This window comes from Sinorhizobium sp. RAC02 (assembly GCF_001713395.1).
In the GTDB taxonomy this organism is placed as follows: domain Bacteria; phylum Pseudomonadota; class Alphaproteobacteria; order Rhizobiales; family Rhizobiaceae; genus Shinella.
This window is the reverse complement of record NZ_CP016450.1, coordinates 1,410,427-1,431,205: the sequence shown is the minus strand read 5'-3', so window position 1 is coordinate 1,431,205 and position 20,779 is coordinate 1,410,427. Positions and strand designations below refer to the sequence as shown.

Genomic DNA, 20,779 nt, shown 5'->3' with positions numbered 1-20,779 from the left:
ACAGGAAAATGACCGGAAACCACAGCAGAGCGGGGCTTCAGGCCGGGCTGTCATAGCCCGTCGGGCCGTGTTCGAGCAGGCGGCGCAGCCGCGCCAGGCCGGTCACGACATCCGCGCGGTCGACAGGCGGCGAAAAGCCGATGCGCACCCGGTGGAAGGTCTTCTCCGAGCGGCCCGCCTTGAACTCGTCCTCGTCATCGATGAGGATATCTTCCGCGAAGGCGGCCTGCCGGAACGTGCCGGAGAGCCAGGGGTCTGGCAGTTTCAGCCAGAGGAACGGTACGCGCGGGTGCGAGACGAAATCCAGCCCGGCAAAAATGTCTCGCACAATCGCTTCGCGCGCCTGCACCTCGTCCGCAACCGCATTGCGAATGGCGTCCGCCTTGCCTGAGAGCACAAGGCGAGCGGCGAGTTCGGCAAGCAGGAACGGCAGGCCGCCGCTCACCATCTTGTGGGCGATGCGCACGCGTTGCGCCAGATGGGGCGGGCAGGCGACCCAGCCGCCACGAACGCCGGCCGCAACGCTCTTCGACAGGCCGCCGACGAGAAAAGTCCGGTCCGGCGCGATCTCGGCGAGCAGGGGAATGCCGCTGTCCACGGTGGCGCCGTAGAGATTGTCCTCTATCAGCCAGACATTGTGCCGCTTGGCGATGGCGACAATGGCACGGCGGCGATCCTCCGGCATGATGGCAAGCGTCGGGTTCTGCGCCGTGCTCATCAGGAAGGCGGCCTTGGGGTGCTGCTGCACGCAGACGCGCTCGAAATCCTCGGGAATCACGCCATAGGCATCGGACTCGACCAGTGCCGTCTGGCGGCCGAGCAGCGCGGTACCGCGGCTGATCTGCGAATAGGTGACGTGTTCGAAGACGATGCGGTCGCCGGGCGAGGTGATGACGGAAACGGCGGCGACAATGGCCGCATGTGCGCCGAGGGTGGGTACGATGCTGTCGATGCTCGGTTGCCAGCTACCGCTTCCCAGCCAGCGCTGGCCCGCTTCCAACCAATGGCGCGGGAAATTGCGCGTGTAGCTGGCGATCTCGTTCGGCTGCTCCCGGCAAATCGCCGCGAGAATGTCGGTGACGGCGACGGATTGCCCGATATCGGTTGCCGCCGTTGTATCGAAGCGCAGCTTGCCGGGCGGTGCATTCGCCGCGCGGGTGCCGACCAGTCTGGCACTGATCGGATCGATGCCAGCGGGGTTATCGTTTTCCGGCGTTCCAAGCACATAGGTGCCGCGGCCGACTTCGCCGCTGACGAGGCCGCGCTCTCGAACCATGCTGTAGGCGCGGCTGACGGTGCCGATGGTGACGCCGATATCATAGGCGAGGTTGCGCTGGGGCGGCAGCTTGGCTCCGGAGGCGAGCGCACCGGTGTTGATCGCGCGCTCGATCTGGTCGGCGATGCGGACATAAAGCGGGCCATCGGAGGCCTGAAGATCAGGAAGCCAATTTGTCATGGTGGCAATTCTTATATTGCACCGTTCGTAGAGTCAATTATTTCCTGAATGCACCGATTGTCACGCTCCCAGTGGCATTTCAGGAGAAAGCACCATGGCAATTGATACAATTTTCGTCACGAGCGACGTCAGAAGTGGCCGCTCCCTAGGCGCAACGCTCTATCGGGCATGGCTTGTCTGCCATGCCTGGGCCATCAGGCGCCGCACGCGCCATGCGCTGGTGGAAATGACCGAGGAGCAATTGTGCGATATCGGCATAACCCGCAGCGAAGCGCAGCGGGAAGTCCGGAAATCGTTCTACTGGGATTGAGGCTCAGCAGCCCTTGCCGCCGGCGGCCCAACGCTTGACGTCGGTCGCGATGCGCGCGCTGACGGCTTCGCTCATCAACGGACCGAAGGCTTCGAGTCTTGCCGGATTGCCCTCCGCGTGCACGACGAGCAGCGGGCGCGATTCGGGCGAATTGCGATGCACGACGAGAATGCGCGGGCGGCCGGAGAAGGAGTTCAGCTCCGGTGCCAGGCGGTAGGCCTTGAAGGCCGGGTCACCCGATTTGAACCAGCAGGCATTTGCGCCGAGCGCGATGCGCTCCATGGTCGGCAGCGCCGCGCCATTGGCCTTCGGCGCCGGTGTCTTCGTCTGGCAGGCCGCCAGAGCCGCAACGGCAATGAGCGGCAGGACAAGCTTGGCGGAGAGGAGAGGGCGCATGAAAAGCCTTTCGGGGATGGACATGCGCCCTTGATAGCAACGGCTGGTTAAGCGGCGATTACGTCGAGCACCGACGCGAACAGGCCGCGACCATCGGAACCGCCATGCGCGGCCTCGATGAGGTTTTCCGGATGCGGCATCAGGCCCAGCACGTTGCCCTTGGCGTTCATCACGCCGGCAATGTCGTTGAGCGAGCCGTTCGGGTTGGTGCCGTCCGCGTAGCGGAACACGACCTGGCCGTTGCCTTCGATGGCGGCCAGCGTCTCGGCATCGGCAAAGAAGTTGCCGTCGTGATGGGCGACCGGGCAGCGGATGATCTGGCCCTTGTCATAGGCGCGGGTGAAGTCGGTCTCGGCATTGGCCACTTCCAGCTTCACTTCGCGGCAGACGAATTTCAGCGAGGCATTGCGCATCAGCGCGCCCGGCAGCAGGCCCGCTTCGAGCAGGATCTGGAAGCCGTTGCACACACCCAGAACCTTCACGCCGGCTTCGGCCTTGGCCTTGATCGCCTGCATGACCGGCATGCGCGCGGCAATCGCGCCGCAACGCAGGTAATCGCCGTACGAGAAACCGCCCGGGATGACGATGAGGTCGACATCCGGCAGATCCGTTTCCGTCTGCCAGACGGTGACCGGTGCGGTACCGGAAATCTTGGTCAGGGCCGCGATCATGTCGCGGTCACGGTTGAGGCCGGGGAGCTGGACGACGGCAGACTTCATGGGTGTGGTTCAAACCTTGCCTGGGCCTCGGCGAGTTCACGCAATTCGAGGCGGTTTTCGATACGGTCGAGACGCTGGTCCATTTGAGCGAAGGCCCCGCGAAGGCTGTTGATGTCGCCCTGCATGCTGTGAATCTGGTTGCGTATGGAGAGGTTGTCCTGACGTAGGTCGCGTTGACCTTCCTTCAACAGGGCAATGTCCGTCTGAATACGCTTCAGTATTTCATAGACAGGATCAGCATCAACCGTGGCCATCGCCGCCTCCTCAACCATTAAGAGAGGGCGATAGTATAGTTCTCGATTACCGTGTTGGCGAGAAGCTTGTCGCACATCGCCTTGAGGTCGGCTTCCGCCTTCGCGCGGTCGGCGGTCTGAAGCTCGAGGTCGAAAACCTTGCCCTGGCGGATGGCGCCGACGCCCTCGAAGCCGAGGCTGCCGAGCGCGCCTTCGATCGCCTTGCCCTGCGGGTCCAGAACACCGTTCTTGAGCGTCACCGTTACGCGTGCCTTGATCATGTCTTCCTCTTCAAACCAAATAGTGTCAGCCGGCCGGTGAAGAGTTACTTCACCAGAACCGGGCCGGTGCCGCGCACGGGCTCGTTCTCGTTGATGATGCCAAGGCGGCGGGCAACTTCCTGATAGGCCTCGACCAGACCGCCCATATCGCGGCGGAAGCGGTCCTTGTCCATCTTCTCCTGGGTGGCGATGTCCCACAGGCGGCAGCTGTCCGGCGAAATCTCGTCGGCGATGATGATACGCATCATGTCGCCTTCATAGAGCCGGCCGCATTCGATCTTGAAATCGACGAGCTGGATGCCGACGCCGAGGAACAGGCCGGAGAGGAAGTCGTTGACGCGGATGGCGAGCGCCATGATGTCGTCGAGTTCCTGCGGGCTCGCCCAGCCGAAGGCGGTGATGTGCTCTTCGGAAACCATCGGGTCTTCGAGCGCATCGGCCTTGAAATAGAATTCGATGATCGAGCGCGGCAGCACGGTGCCTTCCTCGATGCCGAGGCGCTTGGAGAGCGAGCCGGCAGCGACGTTGCGCACGACCACTTCGAGCGGAATGATCTCGACTTCCTTGATCAGCTGCTCGCGCATGTTGAGGCGGCGGATGAAGTGGGTCGGGATTCCCATCTTGTTGAGCTGCGTGAAGACGTATTCGGAAATACGGTTGTTCAGCACGCCCTTGCCGTCGATGACCGCATGTTTCTTCTTGTTGAATGCGGTCGCATCGTCCTTGAAGAACTGGATCAGTGTGCCAGGCTCGGGGCCCTCATAGAGAATCTTGGCCTTGCCCTCGTAGATACGGCGGCGACGGTTCATGGATTTTTCTCTTTGTTGGCGCGCTTGGGGCTCGCGCAGGTGTCGTTCGTTCCCGGCTCCATAAACGAATTGCCGCACTTTAACAATCGGCGTTACACCCGATCCCCCGATTTCCGGCCGCTCCGGGAAGTCCGGCCGGACAAAAGTTCGCATTGCACTTTTGCCGTCGTTTTGATTTATGGGCTTGGAAAACCCCACTGGGAAAAAGAATCTACGGGAGTCAAAGGATGACCAATATGCAGGATCGGGAAAAGGCGTTCGAGGCCAAGTTCGCTCTCGACGAGGAACTGCGCTTCAGGGCCGAGGCTCGCCGCAACAAGCTGGTTGGCCTCTGGGCCGCTGGCCTGCTCGGCAAGACGGATGGTGATGCGGACGCCTATGCCAAGGAAGTCGTCGCCGCCGATTTCGAAGAAGTCGGCCACGAGGATGTCGTGCGCAAGGTCAAGGCCGATTTCGACGCCGCCGGCGTTGCCCGCAGCGAAGACGAGATCCGCGTTCAGATGCTGGAACTTCTTGCCGTCGCTATCGCGCAGCTCGAAGCCAACTGATCGCAGCGAGATTTTTCGCTTTTGAAAGCCGTCCGGTCCTGCCGGGCGGCTTTTTCAGTTTAGCGGTTGATGGCCCGGCGCACTTCGTTCTGCAGGTCCCGCACTGCGCCACCGTGCGCGCGCCATTCCTGCCGGTGCACAAAGTCCGGCACGGCATGCGCAGGCATGGGGCGGGCAAGCGCGTAGCCTTGCAGGATATCGCAGCCGAGATCGCGCATGATGGCGACATGGGCGGGCGTCTCGACGCCTTCGGCCACCACCTCGATGTTCAGGGACCGGCCGATCTCGATAATGGTGCCGATGAGCTTGCGTTGGCCGGGCGAGCGGCTGACGGGCTTCACAAGCTGGCGATCGATCTTCAGGCGGCGTGGGCTCAGCTTCATCAGGCTGATGATCGATGCGTGACCGGTGCCGAAGTCGTCGATCTCGATATCGATGCCGAGCTTGCGCATCTCGGCGAGGTTTTCCAGCACCGTGCGGTCACAGTCATCGAGGAAGATCGATTCCAGAAGCTCGAAGGACAGCGATTTCGGCTGGATGTCGAGCGTGCGCAGCGAACGACCAAGCTCGGGGTCGTGCAGGCGCTTTGACGAGACGTTGGCCGAAATCTTGTCGATGCCAAGCCCGAGCGTCTGCCATTCGGCGAAATCGGCGAGCGATCGTTCAAGCACGATCCGGTCGATGGTCGCCACGCAATCGAGATCTTCGGCGATCTTGAGAAACGTGTCGGGCGCAAGGATGCCGCGCGTTGGATGATCCCAGCGCGCCAAAGTCTCGACGCCGACAATATCCAGCGTGCGCGCGCAGAATTGCGGCTGGTAATAGGGCAGGAAGCGCCGCTGCTCCACGCCGGAAAGGATCTCGTCGGCGGTCTGCTTGTTGACGATGATCTGTGCCTGGAAATCGCTGGTGAAGAATTCGTGCCGGCTGCGGCCGCGATTCTTGGCGCGGTAGAGCGCAAGGTCGGCATTGACGAGGAGCTGCTTGGCGTCGACCGCACTGCCCGATTGGCTGGCAATGCCGACGCTTGCGCCGAATCGGCAAATATGACCGTTGAAGGTAACCGGCTTGCGCATGGCCGCCACGATGGCCTCTGCAAGCGTTGCGAGATTGCGCCGCGCAGAGCCCGTGGAGAGAAAGACGAATTCGTCGCCGCCGATGCGGGCGACAAATTCACCGGGGCCTTTCAACTCGTTCAGAACACCTGCGGCGTGCACCAGCATCTGGTCGCCGGCGAGGTGGCCGAGCGTGTCGTTGATCTCCTTGAAACGATCGAGGTCGATGTGCAGCACGGCAAGGCGCTGGCCGGTTTTTTGTGCCTCCTGTGCGGCCTCCTCGATTGCCGCATCCAGATAACGTCGATTCGGCAGGCCAGTCAGATGGTCGTGCAGCGCGATATATTCGATGCGTGCCCTGGCGGCTTCCAGCTCGTCGTTGCGGGCTTCGGCCAGCTCTTTCGCGTGTTTCAGCTCTTCCTGCAGGCGCACGTCATCCGTCACGTCCCAGTTCGCGCCGATGAGGCGGGGTGCGCCCGTCGTGTCGACATAGGGCGCAGCGCGTCCGCGCAGGTGGCGGATTTCGCCGTCACCGCGGACGATACGGAATTCGTTGGCGAAATCCCGGTTGCGGAAGATGCCGTCTTCGACCTTTGCCGTCGCCTTGCGCCGGTCTTCGGGATGCAGCGCGCGCTCCCAGCTGGCCCCATCGGGCTCTTCGGTCAGGCCGTACATCTCGATCATGCGGTCGTCCCACCGCACGTCATTGGTCCGCAGATTGACGTCGAACACACCGATGCGCGACACGCCGAGCGCGAGCTCGAGGCGTCGGGACATCTGGGCGAGGCGTTCCTCCGCCTCCTTGCGTTCGGTGACATCCGTATCGGTGCCGGCGATGCGGCTCGGCTTTCCGTCGGAGCCGTATTCGACGACAGCGCCGCGGCTTTCGATCCAGACCCAGTGCCCATCCTTGTGTCTTTCGCGGTAGCTGAAGACGTTGAAGGAGGCTGCACCGCTTTCCTGCCTGGCGATTTCGGCGAGAACATGTGCCCGGTCATCCGGATGCACGGTCTGGATCCAGGTTTCCAGCGACGCATCGATCGGGTCGTTCGGCTGCAGGCCGCGGATGGTGCGCCACTGGCGGGAATAGAAGAGATCGCCACGCGCAAAATCGTGGTCCCATACACCCTGGCCGGCGGATTCGAGCGCGTGATTCCAGCGGCTTTCGCGTTCCGCCAATTCGAGCGTGTTGCGCTTGCGCTCATCGATATCGATCGTCTGAACGATCAGCGCGGGCGTGATGTCTTCGCCCGGAAGGCACGGTGGCACGATGAAGGAGGCGAGCACCCAGAATTCCTCGCCATCTAGGCGCTTCAGCCGGATTTCCCAGGGGGCCTGTTCGAAAGCATCGCGTCGCATGGCGAAGGCGAGGACGGAACGATCCTTGGGAGAGACGCATGCCTCGAAGGACGGCAATTGCGAGAGCGCGGTGGCATTGAAGGCGGAGAGCAGGCTCGCATTGGCATCGATGATGCGGTCTTCCGCATCCAGAGCGGCGAAACCAAAGCCGGAACGCGCGAAAAGCCGACGATAAAACGGTTCGCTCTCCGTTTCTCGCACGGCAGTGAAGGTCGAACCGGACGGTTTGGCCATGAAACGCGGCGCCTGCAATGAACTCAACAGCCGCAGCGTGCAGGATTTCTATGAAGTTCTTCTTAATAACAAAAGCCGGAAAGGCCTACTCGGGCGCCTTCAGGCGGCTGAGGAACTGCGCGAACACCATCGTGCCTTCCGGCCAGGGGCCATGCCCGGACTCGGTGTTGATGTGCCCGGCTTCGCCCGCGTCGAGCAGCAGCGAGCCCCAGGCGGCCGCGATGTCGTCGGCATGCTCATAGGTCCCAAACGGATCGTTGCGGCTCGCCACGACGAGGGAGGGGAACGGCAGCGGCTCGCGCGGATAGGGGCCGAAGGTCATCAGGTGCTTGGGGCGGATTTCCGGGTTGGCAACATCCGGCGGCGCGACGAGGAAGGCGCCGGCGACCTTGTTGCCGAGATGGGGCGCGGCATGGATCGCGGTCGCGACACCCAGCGAATGCGCGACGAGCACGACCGGCTTCGTTGCGGCCGCCACTTCCTCGATCACCCGTTTTACCCAGTCTTCGCGCACGGGCTTTGCCCATTCCGCCTGCTCGACGCGGCGCGCCGAGCCGAGCCTGGACTGCCAGCGGCTCTGCCAGTGGTCGGGCCCGGAGTTGGTGTAGCCGGGAACGATGAGGATTTCTGCTTCTGACGCTTTCATGCGCCGGCATGTGCGTTCACGAAGTGCTGAAGTCAAGAGGCTGGGACAAATCAGTACGCGGGTGTATGCTGCGTCGTCTTCAATGCCAATCACGGTCCTTCGTGGTGGCGGACAATTGCCCTCCACACGCAGGCCGTGACGGTTCCAGACCGGCAGGAGAAATGGTCATGACGACTTTTCATGTGATGGCAGGTTCCGACGACATGGTAACGCGACCGGCGATCCGGCGGATCACGTTGTCCGATGTCTGGGACGCACTGGCGCTCGGTTTCGAGGATTTTCGCGCGAAACCGTCGCACTATGTCTTTCTAAGCCTGATCTATCCGATTTGCGGCGTGGTGCTCGTCACCTGGAGTTCCGGCGCCAACCTGCTGCCGCTGATCTTTCCGCTGATCGCCGGCTTTGCACTGCTCGGACCGTTCTTCGCCCTCGGCCTCTACGAGATCAGCCGCCGGCGCGAACTTGGCATGGACACCTCCTGGCGTCATGCGCTTGAAGTCCGCCATTCGCCGGCACTTCCGTCCATTCTCGCCGTCGGCGCCTTGCTGTTTGTGCTTTTCATCGCCTGGCTGGTCTTTGCGCAACTGCTCTATACCAACCTGTTCGGGCCGGAGCCGCCGCAATCGCTGGCCCTGTTCATGGCCTCGATCTTCAGTTCGGAAAACGGGTTGCTGCTCATGCTGGCGGGCAACGCGATCGGCTTCTGCTTTGCATTGGTCGTGCTCGCCACGACGGTCATCGCCTTTCCGCTGATGCTGGATCGCGATGTCGGAGCAGTCGCCGCGATGGAAACGTCGTTGCGCGCCACGCTGATGAATCCGATGCCGATTGCCGCCTGGGGCCTGATCGTCGCCGCACTGCTGATTGCCGGCACCATCCCGCTCTTTGTCGGCCTTGCCGTGATCATGCCGATCCTCGGCCATGCGACCTGGCATCTCTATCGCAAGATCGTCGTCGACGAGCGGCCGTAAACGGTTTTGCAGGCGGAACCCGCCAGGAGGAGGGCGTGAAACCGCCTGTCAGAGGGGAGCGATGGCGCCTTGGGCGCCATCGCTGTTACTTCGTCAGCGGATAACATTTGTCCGTGGAGAAGGCGTCGTCCTTGAAGCCCATCTGGCAGATGACGATGCTGTCGTCATCATCCTTTTCCAGGAAGACGACATAGCTTTCGGCGATCGGCGACACGTTGATGATGTCGTAGCCGATTTTCAGCAATTCGAGGATGGATTGCGGCGTCTGCGCCTGCGCGGATCCGGCAAGAGACGCTGCGGCAAGCAGTGCGATAGCAAGAAACCTCATGATCAGCTCCCAATGGCGCGTGCGGCATTGCACGCGAGGGAAGTCTAATACAGAGGCGTGGGCCGGCGAAGAGACTTCGCCGGCCTGTTCCGGATCGATCTCAGACGGTGCCGAAGACGCGGCGGAAGATCGTGTCGACGTGTTTGGTGTGGTAGCCGAGGTCGAATTTTTCGCGGATCTGCTCTTCGGAGAGGGCTGCCCGTACCTCGGCGTCGGCCAGCAACTCTTCCAGGAAGTCCGCGCCCTTTTCCCACACCTTCATCGCGTTACGCTGCACGAGGCGGTAGGAATCTTCGCGCGAAACGCCGGCTTGCGTAAGGGCAAGCAGAACGCGCTGCGAATGAACGAGGCCGCGGAACTTGTTGAGATTCTTCAGCATGTTCTCCGGATAGATCACCAGCTTCTCGATGACGCCGGCAAGACGGTTCAGCGCGAAGTCGAGCGTGATCGTCGTGTCCGGGCCGATGCCGCGCTCGACGCTGGAGTGGGAAATGTCGCGCTCGTGCCAGAGCGCCACGTTTTCCATCGCGGGCGTTACGGCCATGCGGACCAGGCGAGCAAGACCTGTCAGGTTCTCGGTCAGCACCGGGTTGCGCTTGTGCGGCATGGCGGACGAACCCTTCTGGCCCGGCGAGAAGAACTCTTCCGCTTCCAGAACTTCCGTGCGCTGCATGTGGCGGACTTCGATCGCGACGTTTTCGATCGACGAGGCGATGACGCCGAGGGTCGCGAAGAACATGGCATGACGGTCGCGCGGGATGACCTGCGTCGAGACCGGCTCCGGCACCAGGCCGAGCTTGGCGCAGACATGTTCTTCGACGCGCGGATCGATATTGGCAAAGGTGCCGACGGCGCCGGAGACCGCGCCGGTTGCGATTTCGGCGCGGGCTGCGACGAGACGGGCGCGGTTGCGGTCCATCTCGGCGTAGAAGCGGGCGAGCGTCAGGCCCATTGTCGTCGGCTCGGCATGGATGCCATGGCTGCGGCCGATGCGGATCGTGTCCTTGTGCTCGAAGGCGCGGGTTTTCAGCGCGGCGAGCAGGCGATCCATGCCGGAAAGCAGGATGTCGGCGGCGCGCACGAGCTGGATGTTGAAGGTCGTGTCGAGCACGTCCGACGAGGTCATGCCCTGGTGCACGAAGCGGCTGTCGGGGCCGACGAATTCGGCGAGATGCGTCAGGAAGGCGATGACGTCATGCTTGGTGACGGCTTCGATCTCGTCGATGCGGGCAACGTCGAATTCCGCCTTGCCGCCCTTTCCCCAGATGGTTTCAGCTGCCGACTTCGGAATGACGCCAAGTTCGGCCAGCGCATCGCAGGCATAGGCTTCGATCTCGAACCAGATGCGGAACTTCGTTTCGGGCGACCAGATGGCGACCATGTCCGGTCGGGAATAGCGAGGGATCATCGGCTCAAGACTTTCTCAGGTGGGCGTTGCCGCCGCTTTAGCAAAGATGGCCGGCAAGCTCAACGCATGTATGGGGGCATCGACCGCGCGAGCCACAGGCTGGCGCCCGCCAGAATGGGCAGGCCGACCGGTAGGTAGAGCCGCAGCCCCATGACGAGGAACTGATAGACGGCGCCGGCGGAGGTGAAAACGAACTGATAGGCCCAGATGCGCGTGCCGAAGGGCTGGTGCCATTGCGCGTAGAACAGCCGGTAATCCATGGCGAAAAGAAAGGCCGTGGCGACGACGGTGCCGAGGCTGAGCAGCGCGAAATGGGCGGCAAAGCGCGTCTCGGCGCTGCGCCGTCGCGTCAGCAGGCGGGCCATCGGCAGAACGACGATCCAGGCAAGCACGCCGCCTGCGAAAAAGATCAGCAGGATCATTGCGAGGTGAAATGTCTGCGCACGCCCCTGCATTGCAAGCGAGACGAAGGCGCAGGCCGCCATCAGCAGACCCCAGGCAACGGAGCCGCCAAGGTGAAGGGGACGGGAGGGGAAGACCGGCGCGGGCCTGCTCTGAAACGTGGCGCTTGCGCCTGTCGCCCCCGCCGCCAGATCCATGCTCAAGGCCGGAACGGTACGGCGATCCAGCGGCCGTCGCTGCCTTCGAAGCCGAAGCTGCGCACCAGCACGAGCGCCATATGCACCGGATCGGCGTTGAACGCGTTGAAGGTTACGGCGCCGGATATCTGGTAGGAATGCGGACAGTTGCGGCTCTCGGGCACGCGCGTATCCTCGTGCACCACCGTGTCGGCCACCTGGCCGTCGCGTCTCACGAGCTTAAGGCGAAATCCTTTTATCCCGTCGGGAGTGAGATCACGGCATTTGTCCGTCATGGCGAGCGCGATGTCTTCGAGGGCCAGCGCATAGCTTCCGCCGACCATCGGCTCGATCGCATGCGGGAAATACTCGACACGCTTGCGGTCGACACCGGCTTCGCCCATCGGATTGAATGCCGCGAGCAGGCCCGGATTGGAGAGCACCTTGTGCTGTGCGATCAGGTTTTTCGCCTTGTCACGGCTTTCCGCCCGCGCCTTTGCAAGGTCCGCTTCCTCGTCGTCGATCCGCGCACGGATCGGCGTGCCGGGAAGATAGGCGTCCTTCTGCGTGTCGATGAAGTAGATGGTCGAATAGGGAAAGCCGGAACCGTCCTGGACGCCGAATTCCTCGAAGGCGTAGACCTTACCGTCCGGCGAGAAGCCAAGGGTCTGGAAGGTCGAGAAGTCGCCGGCTGACGCACCTGCCGTTGCCAGCACGGTCACCAGAAGGGCGAACGCCGCCTTTCGCAAAATCCTCACGCCCGCGCACCCTCCGCATTGCTGCGCAGAGTGTCGATGGTTTTGCGATAGGCGTCAATGTGACCGCCGCCGAAGATGGCGGAGCCCGCGACGAAGACATTGGCACCGGCGGCGGCGGGCATGGCGATCGTATCGACCGCTATACCGCCATCGACCTGGATGTCGATCGGCCGGTCGCTGACGAGCGAACGCACGCGGCGAAGCTTTTCCTGCATCGCCGGAATGTATTTCTGGCCGCCGAAGCCCGGGTTGACCGTCATCACGAGGATGAGGTCGATCTTGTCGAGAAGATAGTCGAGCACGCTTTCCGAGGTCGCCGGGTTGATCGACACGCCGGCACGTTTTCCCAGCGCTTTGATCGCCTGCAGCGAACGGTCGAGATGGGGGCCTGCCTCGGCATGCACGGTGATGCTGTCGCAGCCGGCCTTGGCGAAGGCTTCGAGATAGGGATCGGCCGGCGCGATCATCAGATGGCAGTCGAAGAAGGCGTCGGTATGCGGACGCAGTGACTTGATGACATCCGGGCCGAAGGAGATGTTCGGCACGAAATGGCCGTCCATGATGTCGAGATGGATCCAGTCGGCGCCTGCCGCGACGACGTCGCGCACTTCCTGGCCGAGTTTCGCATAGTCGGCGGCGAGAATGGAGGGCGCGATCCGGATGGGAAGGGTCATGTCAGGCTCCGTGGAAGAATTTGCGTCGCCATACCATCCCCGGGATTGGCGAACAACGGGCGATTTACCGCGCCCAGCTTGGCATGACGTCGCCCGGCATCGGCGTGGCATCATGCACGCCGCCGGCGATGGCGCGCGCCATGGTGGATGCGGCGGCGGCGCAGAGGCCGATGAAGTCCTCCGGCGCCGGCGCGCGGCCGCTTTTGCCGGTCGCCAGCGCGAAGACGAGATCGCCGTCGAGCGGCGTGTGGGCCGGCCAGAGGGCACGGGCAAAACCGTCATGGGCGGCAATGGCGAGACGCTTCGCTTCGGCCTTGCTCAGCAAGGCATCCGTGGCGATGACGGCGATGGTGGTGTTCTCCGTGCCGGTGGGGCGACGCGACATTTTTGTGCGTGGTATGCGCGCGCCGGCCGGGAAGGGGAAGGGCAGGCCGAGGCCCCCGAACTCTTCCGCTTCCTCGAAGGGCGCCGCCCAGAAATGGCGCGTGTCGCCGACCGTCGCGGAGCCGAGCGCATTGACCGCCACGAGGGCGCCAACGGTAAAGCCGGCCTCCAGAACGGTGGAAGCAGAACCGAGGCCGCCCTTGAAGGTGGCGGTGAGCGCACCGGTGCCGGCACCGGCGCTGCCGGTCTCGAAGTCTTCGGCGGCCCTGACAAGTGCCGCATAACCAAGCTCGCGATAGGGTGGGTAGCGGCCCCAGTCCTTGTCGCCGCCGTTCATCAGGTCGAACAGGATTGCGGCGGGCGCGATCGGCACGCGAAAAGGCCCGACGGCAAAACCGCGTCCTGCCTCGCGCAGGCCCGCCTGCACGCCGGACGCCGCATCCAGCCCGAAGGCCGAACCACCGGACAGCACGAGGGCGTCAACGGTCTGAACGGTGTTGTGCGGCTCCAGAAGGTCCGTCTCGCGCGTTCCCGGCGCGCCGCCGAGCACCTGTACCGCGGCCACGGCCGGCTCGTCGCAGAGCACGACGGTGACGCCGGAGCGCAGGGCGTGATCCGTCGCGTTGCCGACCTTGAGACCGGCGACATCCGTGATGCGGTTGTTCGGCCCCGGTTTCATCTACTCGCTCTCCGGGGCTGCTTCCACCGGCACGAAGGCGCCGGCCTGCCAGACGAGCAGGCGGTAGGGGTTTTCACGCATCTCATGATCCGCGCCAAAGGCGACGGTGCCGATTGTCGTCTGGAAATTGCCGCCGGCCAGTGTTTCCACGAGGTTGCCGCCCTCTGCCGCGGCGGCCGCAAGTGCGGTAACTGCGGCGTGGGCAGGCAAAACATAGCCTTCGGCGACGATGCCGCTCTCCTGCATCGCCCTGGCGACCGGCAGCCCTGCCGGCAGCGTCTGGTAATCGGGCAATGCAATCGCCTCCACGCCATCCGTCATCGGCACGAGTGGATCGGCGCCGAGCAGCGCCTCGCCGCCAAGCAGGGTCAATGGCGTCTTTTCGCTCTTCGCATCACGGGCGATGACAGCGATATCGGTGCGGTCGCCACCGACGAAAACATGGGTTACGCCGGTCTTGATGAGGCGCCGGATGAGGGTGAGCTGCTGTTCCTGCGTCGGACGGTAGGTATCGACGAACGCCGCCTTCATGCCGACCTCCTCCAGCCGCAGCCGAACCGTCTCGACCAGTTCGCGGGCATGGATCGTACCATCGTCGATGAGGGCGAATGGCTCGGATTTCCAGGCGCGGGTGATGATGTCGACGGCCTTGTCCGCCTCGGCCTTCGGGCCAGGGGCGAGGCGGAAGAGCGGCCATTTCTTCTTCAGCGCATCTTCCATGAGAATGCCGGAGCGGACCGACAACGTGATCGCCGGTATGTTTGCCTCCGCAAGGGCGGGAAGTGAGGCGGCAAGCCCTTCGGTGCACAGGAAGCCGACGGCGGCTACGGCATCCGCGGCGAGGATCTGCTTGGCAATTCCCTCGCCATCGTTTTCGTCGCAGGATTCGGGAATGGTCACGATGGTGTCGCCATTCGCCTCCGCTGCAAAACGCGCGCCATCGCGAACCTGCTGGCCGAGAATGGCGAGCGGCCCCTCCTGCGGCGCGACGACGGCAAAGGTCAGGCCTGCGGCTGCGGCCGGGCTGGCTGCAAACAGAAGGGTGCTGAACAGGGTGAGGAGGGACGCGGTCTTCATTCTGGATCCATGGGGCAAAGCTAAGTCTTTTGTAAGGATCGCGCGAAGGGCGTCAAAGGGAAATCTCCGTTGAAAATCCGCGCGGAAAAACTGGATGAGAAAAATCCACTTTAAGGGGGTTACATTTTTCTTCATTTTCGCCATGTATCTCCTTCATGAGAAGGAGAACGCCGTGTTGGACAGATTGATGCTGGACCCATCGCTCTACCGTAACGCGATGAGCCGCTATGCAGGCCATGTGCAGATCGTGACGACGACCTTCGAGGGCGAGCGGCGCGGGGTGACGATCACTGCTGCCTGCTCGGTGTCGGACAATCCGGCCATGGTTCTCGCCTGCGTCAACGCCTCCAACCCGAAGAATGCCATCTTCGAGAAAAGCGGCCGCTTTGCGCTGAACACGCTTGCCGCCGACCAGATCGAGCTTGCCAATGCCTTTTCCGGCCGCGATCCCGCCTTGACCTCGGAAGAGCGCTTCGCCAAGGGCGACTGGGAGGAACTGGTGACCGGGGCACCGGTGCTGAAGAACGCGCTCGCCGCCTTCGACTGCCGGCTTGTCGAATTCAAGGTCATGGCGACGCACATGATGCTGATCGGCGAAGTGATGGGCGTTTCCGCCGGCGCGCACAAACCGGCGCTTCTCTATATGGACCGGGGCTACCACACGCTATAAGTTCCTCCTCCGGAGTGGAGGAGCGGTGTGGTTTACCAACGCGGACATATCCCGCAATCGATCGACGAGACCGCCGAGATGCTGTCGGCTGGCAACTACCTCGCCGCGCGTTCGCTGGCGACGGTGCTTTTCCTGTCGCTGCGCATGAAGCGGCCGCTTTTCCTCGAGGGGGAGGCCGGCGTCGGCAAGACCGAGATCGCCAAGGTGCTGGCCGCTTCGCTCGACCGCCCGCTGATCCGCCTGCAATGTTACGAGGGCCTCGATATCGCCTCGGCCGTGTATGAGTGGAACTATCCGGCGCAGATGCTGGAAATCCGCCTCGCCGAAGCTTCCGGTACCACGGACCGCGGCCGCATCGAGGCCGACATCTTTTCCGAGCGCTATCTCATCCGCCGTCCGGTGCTTCAGGCGCTGTCGTCGCCGGATGGCCGCGCCCCTGTCTTCCTGATCGACGAACTGGACCGAACCGACGAGGCCTTCGAAGCCTTCCTGCTGGAGGTGCTGTCGGATTTCCAGGTGACGGTGCCGGAACTCGGCACGATCCGAGCGGCCGAACCGCCCATCGTCATCATCACGACGAACCGCACGCGCGAAGTGCACGACGCACTGAAGCGGCGCTGTCTCTACCATTGGGTCGACTATCCCGCAGCGGCACAGGAACTGGAGATCATCCGCCGCAAGGTGCCGCGCTGCAACGAGGTGCTGTCGCGCCAGGTCGTCGCCTATGTGCAGAAGCTGCGCACGCTCGATCTCTTTAAGAACCCGGGTGTCGCCGAAACCATCGACTGGGCGACGGCGTTGACCGAACTCGACCGGGTGGCGCTCGACCCCGAGACGGTCTCGGACACGCTCGGCACGCTGCTCAAATATCAGGACGACATCGCCCGCATCGACGGCGCCGAGGGCCGTAAGCTGCTCGACGAGGTGAAAACCGGCCTGGCGGCGACAGGCTGAACGATGACCCTGGCGGCGGACAACGACAGTGCAGATGCTGCCACGGATGGCCGGCTCGCCGACAATATCGTGCATTTCGCGCGCGTGCTGCGCAAGGCGGGGCTGCGCATCGGGCCGGCGGCGGTGACGGATGCCATCGAGGCGGTGCAGGCGATCGGCATTGGCGAGCGCGAGGAGTTCTACACCGCGCTGCATGCGACGCTGGTCAAGCGGCATGAGGACGACGCCGTCTTCGACGAAGCCTTTCGCCTGTTCTGGCGGTCGCGTGATCTTGTGGGGAAAATGATCGCGCTGATGTCGCCGGTCGTGACGCGGCAGGAGGAGCGGGAAAAGCGCAAGGCGGGGGAAGCCCGCGTGTCCGATGCGTTGTTTGGCGAACGGCCGGACGAACGGCCGCAACGCGACGAGCCGGATGTCGAAATCGACGCCCGTTTCACCGCCTCCGGCAGCGAAATCCTGCGCCGGACCGATTTCGCCCAGATGACGACGGCGGAACTGGCCGCGGCCAAGCGCACGATTTCCAATCTTGTGCTGCCGGTGGACGAGGTGCGCACGCGCCGTTTCCGCCGCAGCAACCGGCCGGTGGCCATCGATGCCCGCGCCACGATGCGCCACGCCATGCGCACCGGCGGCGCACTCATCCTGCCACGCTACCGGGAACCGAAGACGATCCATCCGCCGCTCGTCGTGCTGGCCGATATTTCCGGCTCGATGAGCCAGTACACGCGCATCTTCCTGCATTTCCTGCATGCGCTGGGCGAGCATCGCCGTCGCGTGCACGCCTTCCTGTTCGGCACGCGCCTCAGCAATGTCACGCGCCAGATGCGCCACCGCGATCCCGATCTCGCCGTGGAGGCGTGCAGTCAGACGGTCAGCGACTGGTCCGGCGGCACGCGCATCGGCGAGACGCTGAAGGAGTTCAACCGGCTCTGGTCGCGCCGCGTGCTGGGGCAGGGCGCCGTCGTGCTGCTGATCACCGATGGGTTGGAGCGCGAGGATACGGACCTGCTCGAGACGGAGATGGACCGGCTGCACCGCTCCTGCCGGCGACTGGTCTGGCTCAATCCGCTGCTGCGTTTCGAGGGGTTTGAAGCGCGGGCGCGTGGGGTGAGGGCCATGCTGCCGCATGTCGACGAACTACGGCCCGTACACAATCTGGAGGCCATGGCGGATCTGGTGGCGGCGCTTTCCGGCGAAGCGCCGCGCGGTGCCGGTGATCCCAGGCGTTTTCTGCCGGCGGCGTGAGGAGGACGGAATGGATACAAGTGACGCACTCGACCCGTTGACCATCGCGGAACGCTGGATGGACGATGGCCGCACGGTGGCGCTTGCCACCGTCGTCGAGACCTGGGGCTCGGCGCCGCGTCCGGTCGGCAGCCATCTGGTCATCGACGGCGAGGGAAATTTTCACGGTTCCGTTTCGGGCGGTTGCGTCGAGGGGGCGGTGATCGGCGAAGCGATGGAGGTGATCGGCGACGGCGAACCACGCCTGCTGGAATTCGGCGTTGCCGACGAGACGGCCTGGCGTGTCGGCCTGTCCTGTGGTGGGCGCATCCGGGTCTATGTGGAGCGGGTCGGCTGATGGATCCCTACCTGCTGCGCAAGCTGAACACGGAGCGCGCCGCCCGCCGCGCCGTCATCCACCTCACGGATCTCGGCGATGGCCGCGACCGGGTGGTCTGCGAGGGCGATCCGGTCGCCGGACCGTTCGGCACGGCAATCGAGAGCGCATTCCGCTCCGGAAAATCCGCCATTGTGGCGGCAGAGGATCGCAATTTCTTCCTGAACGTCCACCTGCCGCCGACCCGTATCGTGGTCATCGGCGCGGTGCATATCAGCCAGGCGCTGGCGCAGATGGCCGGGATAGCGGGCTTCGACATCACGATCATCGATCCGCGCACGGCCTTTGCCACCGAAGAGCGCTTCGCCGGCATCGACCTTGTCGCGGACTGGCCGGAGGATGTGCTGGGCGCGCGGCCGCTTGATGCCTATACCGCGCTCGTGGCTGTTACCCACGATCCGAAGATCGACGATTTTCCGCTGTCGCAGGCGCTCTCCACCGGCTGTTTCTATATCGGCGCACTCGGCAGCCGGAAGACCCATGCCAAGCGTGTCGAACGCCTGACGGCACTCGGGCACAGCGACGCGGAGATCGCGACAATATCCGCGCCGATCGGCCTCGATATCGGTGCTGCGAGCCCCGCCGAAATCGCCGTCGCTATCCTGGCGGATATCGTGGAGCACCTGCGCCGCCGACCCTTGCGGGGACCCGCCTCGTGATTTTTGGCGAAATCCCGGTTGCCGAGGCGATCGGCGCACGATTGGCCCATGGCGTACGGGTCGAGGGCCTGTCGCTGCACAAGGGGCATGTGGTAACGGCGGACGATCAGGCAGCTCTTGCCGCGGCAGGCGTCGCCGCCGTAATCGCGGTGCGCCTGGAGGAGGGCGATATCGGTGAGGACGAGGCGGCCGCTTTGATCGCCGCGGCGATCGTGCCCGATCATCTCAGCTTTACCCCGCCCGCGACCGGCCGCATCAATCTCCATGCCAAGGCGAACGGTCTCTTCGTCGTCGACCGGGTGGTGATCGATCGCTTCAACCGGGTCGATCCGGCCATCACCATCGCCACCCTGCCGGATCATGCAAGCGTTGCTGCGGGCGACATGGTGGCGACGATCAAGATCATTCCCCTGGCCGTGCCGGACGCCCTTGCCCGCAGGGCGGCGGCTTTGCTGTCAGCGAGCCGGACGCTGGAGGTCAAGCCCTTCGTCGCGCACCGGGTCGGGTTGGTTGCGACGGAGCTGCCGACGCTCAAGACGTCCGTCATGGACAAGACGCGCCGTCTTCTTGAACAGCGCCTGCACCCTTCCGGCAGTCGGCTGACGGGGGAAAGGCGCGTGCCGCACCAGCCAGCGGCGCTTGCCGAGGCGGTCCGCCAAGCGGCCGGCGAGAACGAGCTTGTTGTCGTCTTCGGCGCCTCTGCCGTCACGGATGCGAACGATGTCATTCCAGCTGCCATCCGTGCCGCGGGCGGCGCAGTCGTGCATGTCGGCATGCCGGTCGATCCGGGCAACCTGCTGGTCCTGGGCCATGTCGGGACGGTGCCGGTGCTCGGCGCGCCCGGCTGTGCCCGCAGCCCGAAGGAGAACGGCTTCGACTGGGTTCTGGCCCGCATTTTCGCCGGTGAAAAGCCGGGATCCGAGGAGATTACAGGCATGGGCGTCGGTGGCCTTCTTGCGGAAATTCCAAGCCGTCCGCAACCGCGCGAGCTGCGTGCACCTGAGCGGGCGCTTTCCGTCACGGCGCTGGTTCTGGCTGCCGGGCGCGCCAGCCGCATGAACGGCGGCCACAAGCTGCTGGCCACCTTCGACGGCAAGGCGCTGGTACGACGCTCGGTGGAGGCTGCGCTGGCGGCAAAGCCGGCGCAGGTGCTCGTCGTGACCGGGCACCGGGCGGACGAGGTGGAGGCAGAGCTGGCCGGGCTCACCGTGGATGTCCTGCGCAACCCGGATCACGCGCAGGGCATGTCGACCTCGCTAAGGGCTGGCGTTTCCGCCGTGTCGCCGGGCTGTGAGGGCGTGGTGGTGATGCTGGCCGACATGCCGCATGTCACCGGGGCGGATGTGCGCCGGTTGCTCGACGCCTTCGCGGCCGCGGGTGGACACGCCATCGTGCGGGCCGTTTCCGGCGGCAAGCGCGGCAACCCCGTCGTGCTGCCGCGCACGACATTTTCCGCCATCCTTCAGCTTGAAGGCGATGTCGGGGCACGGCATATCGTGGAGAGCGCGGGGCTCGACGTGGTGGACGTGGAGATCGGTGAGGCGGCGCATGTCGACGTCGATACGCCGGAGGCTGTGGTGGCCGCGGGTGGCATTCTGAAAGGGTAGGGCATGGACCGGGATGCGATCGAAGAAATGTTTCAGGCGCTTGGGCCGGTGACGATCAAGCGCATGTTCGGCGGCAAGGGCATCTATCACCAGGGCCGGATTCTCGCGCTGGAAGTCTCCGACGAAATCTTGCTCAAGGCCGACGAGACCAGTGCGCCGGATTTCGAGGCGGCCGGTTGCCGGCAATGGTTCTATGAGGGCAAGCAGGGCAAGCCTGTGAAAATGCCCTACTGGTCCATCCCCGACGAGGCCTTCGACGATCCGGACGAGATGGCCCAATGGGTGCGCCGGGCCTATCAAGCAGCCCTTCGCGCGAAGTAGCGATACAGTCGGATAATTGCCGCAATTAAACTTGACTTGGTTTA

The 20,779-nt window shown here is 63.9% G+C and carries 25 protein-coding genes; 10 read left to right on the top strand and 15 right to left on the bottom strand.

Annotation, left to right across the window (positions count from 1 at the left end; translation table 11 throughout):
- Positions 1-37: 37 nt before the first annotated feature.
- A complete protein-coding gene (locus BSY16_RS06830) occupies positions 38-1,456 on the bottom strand; it encodes an aminotransferase-like domain-containing protein (RefSeq protein WP_069058966.1) in 1,419 nt (472 codons plus the stop codon).
- A 94-nt stretch (positions 1,457-1,550) separates the two neighbouring features.
- Here BSY16_RS06830 and BSY16_RS06825 point away from each other — a divergent pair, with 94 nt between their 5' ends.
- On the top strand, positions 1,551-1,766 hold the full coding sequence (locus tag BSY16_RS06825) for a DUF1127 domain-containing protein (protein ID WP_069058965.1): 216 nt from the start codon (positions 1,551-1,553) through the stop codon (positions 1,764-1,766).
- A 3-nt stretch (positions 1,767-1,769) separates the two neighbouring features.
- On the opposite strand, the gene BSY16_RS06820 is transcribed toward BSY16_RS06825, so the two are convergent.
- Genes BSY16_RS06820 through purC form a run of 5 tightly spaced genes read right to left on the bottom strand, consistent with a single transcriptional unit; the run spans position 1,770 to position 4,204 of the window.
- Positions 1,770-2,162, bottom strand: coding sequence for a hypothetical protein (locus BSY16_RS06820; protein WP_069061421.1), 393 nt, complete (start codon positions 2,160-2,162; stop codon positions 1,770-1,772).
- A gap of 47 nt (positions 2,163-2,209) precedes the next feature.
- Positions 2,210-2,881, bottom strand: a complete 672-nt coding sequence (gene purQ, locus BSY16_RS06815; protein WP_069058964.1) for a phosphoribosylformylglycinamidine synthase subunit PurQ — start codon at positions 2,879-2,881, stop codon at positions 2,210-2,212.
- Positions 2,878-3,135, bottom strand: coding sequence for a hypothetical protein (locus BSY16_RS06810; RefSeq protein WP_069061420.1), 258 nt, complete (start codon positions 3,133-3,135; stop codon positions 2,878-2,880). The genes purQ and BSY16_RS06810 overlap by 4 nt, the downstream gene beginning before the upstream one ends.
- 17 nt (positions 3,136-3,152) lie before the next feature.
- Positions 3,153-3,395, bottom strand: coding sequence for a phosphoribosylformylglycinamidine synthase subunit PurS (purS, locus tag BSY16_RS06805; protein ID WP_069058963.1), 243 nt, complete (start codon positions 3,393-3,395; stop codon positions 3,153-3,155).
- A 44-nt stretch (positions 3,396-3,439) separates the two neighbouring features.
- Positions 3,440-4,204 carry a phosphoribosylaminoimidazolesuccinocarboxamide synthase gene (purC, locus tag BSY16_RS06800; RefSeq protein ID WP_069058962.1) on the bottom strand — a complete coding sequence of 255 codons (765 nt, stop codon included), beginning with the start codon at positions 4,202-4,204 and terminating at the stop codon, positions 3,440-3,442.
- Between the two features lie 227 nt (positions 4,205-4,431).
- Here purC and BSY16_RS06795 point away from each other — a divergent pair, with 227 nt between their 5' ends.
- The gene (locus BSY16_RS06795) at positions 4,432-4,752 is read left to right on the top strand and encodes a DUF1476 domain-containing protein (RefSeq protein ID WP_069058961.1); all 321 of its coding nucleotides are present in this window, start codon (positions 4,432-4,434) and stop codon (positions 4,750-4,752) included.
- A 59-nt stretch (positions 4,753-4,811) separates the two neighbouring features.
- On the opposite strand, the gene BSY16_RS06790 is transcribed toward BSY16_RS06795, so the two are convergent.
- Positions 4,812-7,400, bottom strand: coding sequence for a sensor domain-containing protein (locus tag BSY16_RS06790; protein ID WP_069058960.1), 2,589 nt, complete (start codon positions 7,398-7,400; stop codon positions 4,812-4,814).
- An 85-nt stretch (positions 7,401-7,485) separates the two neighbouring features.
- Complete coding sequence (locus tag BSY16_RS06785) at positions 7,486-8,046, bottom strand: RBBP9/YdeN family alpha/beta hydrolase (protein ID WP_069058959.1); 561 nt, start codon at positions 8,044-8,046, stop codon at positions 7,486-7,488.
- A gap of 167 nt (positions 8,047-8,213) precedes the next feature.
- Between BSY16_RS06785 and BSY16_RS06780 the strand changes: the two genes are divergently transcribed.
- A complete protein-coding gene (locus tag BSY16_RS06780; protein ID WP_069061419.1) occupies positions 8,214-9,017 on the top strand; it encodes a DUF2189 domain-containing protein in 804 nt (267 codons plus the stop codon).
- A gap of 85 nt (positions 9,018-9,102) precedes the next feature.
- On the opposite strand, the gene BSY16_RS06775 is transcribed toward BSY16_RS06780, so the two are convergent.
- From BSY16_RS06775 to BSY16_RS06745, 7 genes are all read right to left on the bottom strand, one after another.
- On the bottom strand, positions 9,103-9,345 hold the full coding sequence (locus BSY16_RS06775) for a hypothetical protein (RefSeq protein WP_069058958.1): 243 nt from the start codon (positions 9,343-9,345) through the stop codon (positions 9,103-9,105).
- A gap of 100 nt (positions 9,346-9,445) precedes the next feature.
- Positions 9,446-10,753 carry an adenylosuccinate lyase gene (purB, locus tag BSY16_RS06770; RefSeq protein ID WP_069058957.1) on the bottom strand — a complete coding sequence of 436 codons (1,308 nt, stop codon included), beginning with the start codon at positions 10,751-10,753 and terminating at the stop codon, positions 9,446-9,448.
- Positions 10,754-10,812: 59 nt separating this feature from the next.
- Complete coding sequence (locus BSY16_RS06765; protein WP_353652370.1) at positions 10,813-11,352, bottom strand: hypothetical protein; 540 nt, start codon at positions 11,350-11,352, stop codon at positions 10,813-10,815.
- A gap of 2 nt (positions 11,353-11,354) precedes the next feature.
- Positions 11,355-12,089, bottom strand: coding sequence for a DUF2259 domain-containing protein (locus BSY16_RS06760; RefSeq protein WP_083242845.1), 735 nt, complete (start codon positions 12,087-12,089; stop codon positions 11,355-11,357).
- Entirely contained in the window at positions 12,086-12,763 is a 678-nt protein-coding gene (gene rpe, locus BSY16_RS06755; RefSeq protein WP_069058956.1) for a ribulose-phosphate 3-epimerase, read from the bottom strand. The genes BSY16_RS06760 and rpe overlap by 4 nt, the downstream gene beginning before the upstream one ends.
- A 64-nt stretch (positions 12,764-12,827) precedes the next feature.
- Positions 12,828-13,826 (bottom strand): P1 family peptidase, encoded by a 999-nt coding sequence (locus tag BSY16_RS06750; protein ID WP_069058955.1) that lies wholly within the window; start codon positions 13,824-13,826, stop codon positions 12,828-12,830.
- Positions 13,827-14,903 carry an ABC transporter substrate-binding protein gene (locus tag BSY16_RS06745; protein WP_069058954.1) on the bottom strand — a complete coding sequence of 359 codons (1,077 nt, stop codon included), beginning with the start codon at positions 14,901-14,903 and terminating at the stop codon, positions 13,827-13,829.
- A gap of 142 nt (positions 14,904-15,045) precedes the next feature.
- Between BSY16_RS06745 and BSY16_RS06740 the strand changes: the two genes are divergently transcribed.
- The 7 genes from BSY16_RS06740 (at position 15,046) to BSY16_RS06710 (ending at position 20,735) form a co-directional block, all read left to right on the top strand.
- Positions 15,046-15,573, top strand: a complete 528-nt coding sequence (locus BSY16_RS06740; protein ID WP_171902444.1) for a flavin reductase family protein — start codon at positions 15,046-15,048, stop codon at positions 15,571-15,573.
- A 78-nt stretch (positions 15,574-15,651) separates the two neighbouring features.
- On the top strand, positions 15,652-16,527 hold the full coding sequence (locus BSY16_RS06735; RefSeq protein WP_069061415.1) for an AAA family ATPase: 876 nt from the start codon (positions 15,652-15,654) through the stop codon (positions 16,525-16,527).
- Positions 16,528-16,530: 3 nt separating this feature from the next.
- Positions 16,531-17,772: a vWA domain-containing protein gene (locus tag BSY16_RS06730; protein WP_069058953.1), complete on the top strand. Its 1,242-nt coding sequence runs from the start codon at positions 16,531-16,533 to the stop codon at positions 17,770-17,772.
- Between the two features lie 10 nt (positions 17,773-17,782).
- Positions 17,783-18,109, top strand: coding sequence for an XdhC family protein (locus BSY16_RS06725; protein ID WP_069058952.1), 327 nt, complete (start codon positions 17,783-17,785; stop codon positions 18,107-18,109).
- Positions 18,109-18,807: an XdhC family protein gene (locus tag BSY16_RS06720; protein ID WP_069058951.1), complete on the top strand. Its 699-nt coding sequence runs from the start codon at positions 18,109-18,111 to the stop codon at positions 18,805-18,807. Before BSY16_RS06725 ends, BSY16_RS06720 begins: the two co-directional genes overlap by 1 nt.
- Positions 18,804-20,414, top strand: a complete 1,611-nt coding sequence (locus BSY16_RS06715) for an NTP transferase domain-containing protein (RefSeq protein WP_069058950.1) — start codon at positions 18,804-18,806, stop codon at positions 20,412-20,414. Before BSY16_RS06720 ends, BSY16_RS06715 begins: the two co-directional genes overlap by 4 nt.
- Positions 20,415-20,417: 3 nt before the next feature.
- On the top strand, positions 20,418-20,735 hold the full coding sequence (locus BSY16_RS06710; protein ID WP_069058949.1) for a TfoX/Sxy family protein: 318 nt from the start codon (positions 20,418-20,420) through the stop codon (positions 20,733-20,735).
- Positions 20,736-20,779 lie beyond the last annotated feature (44 nt).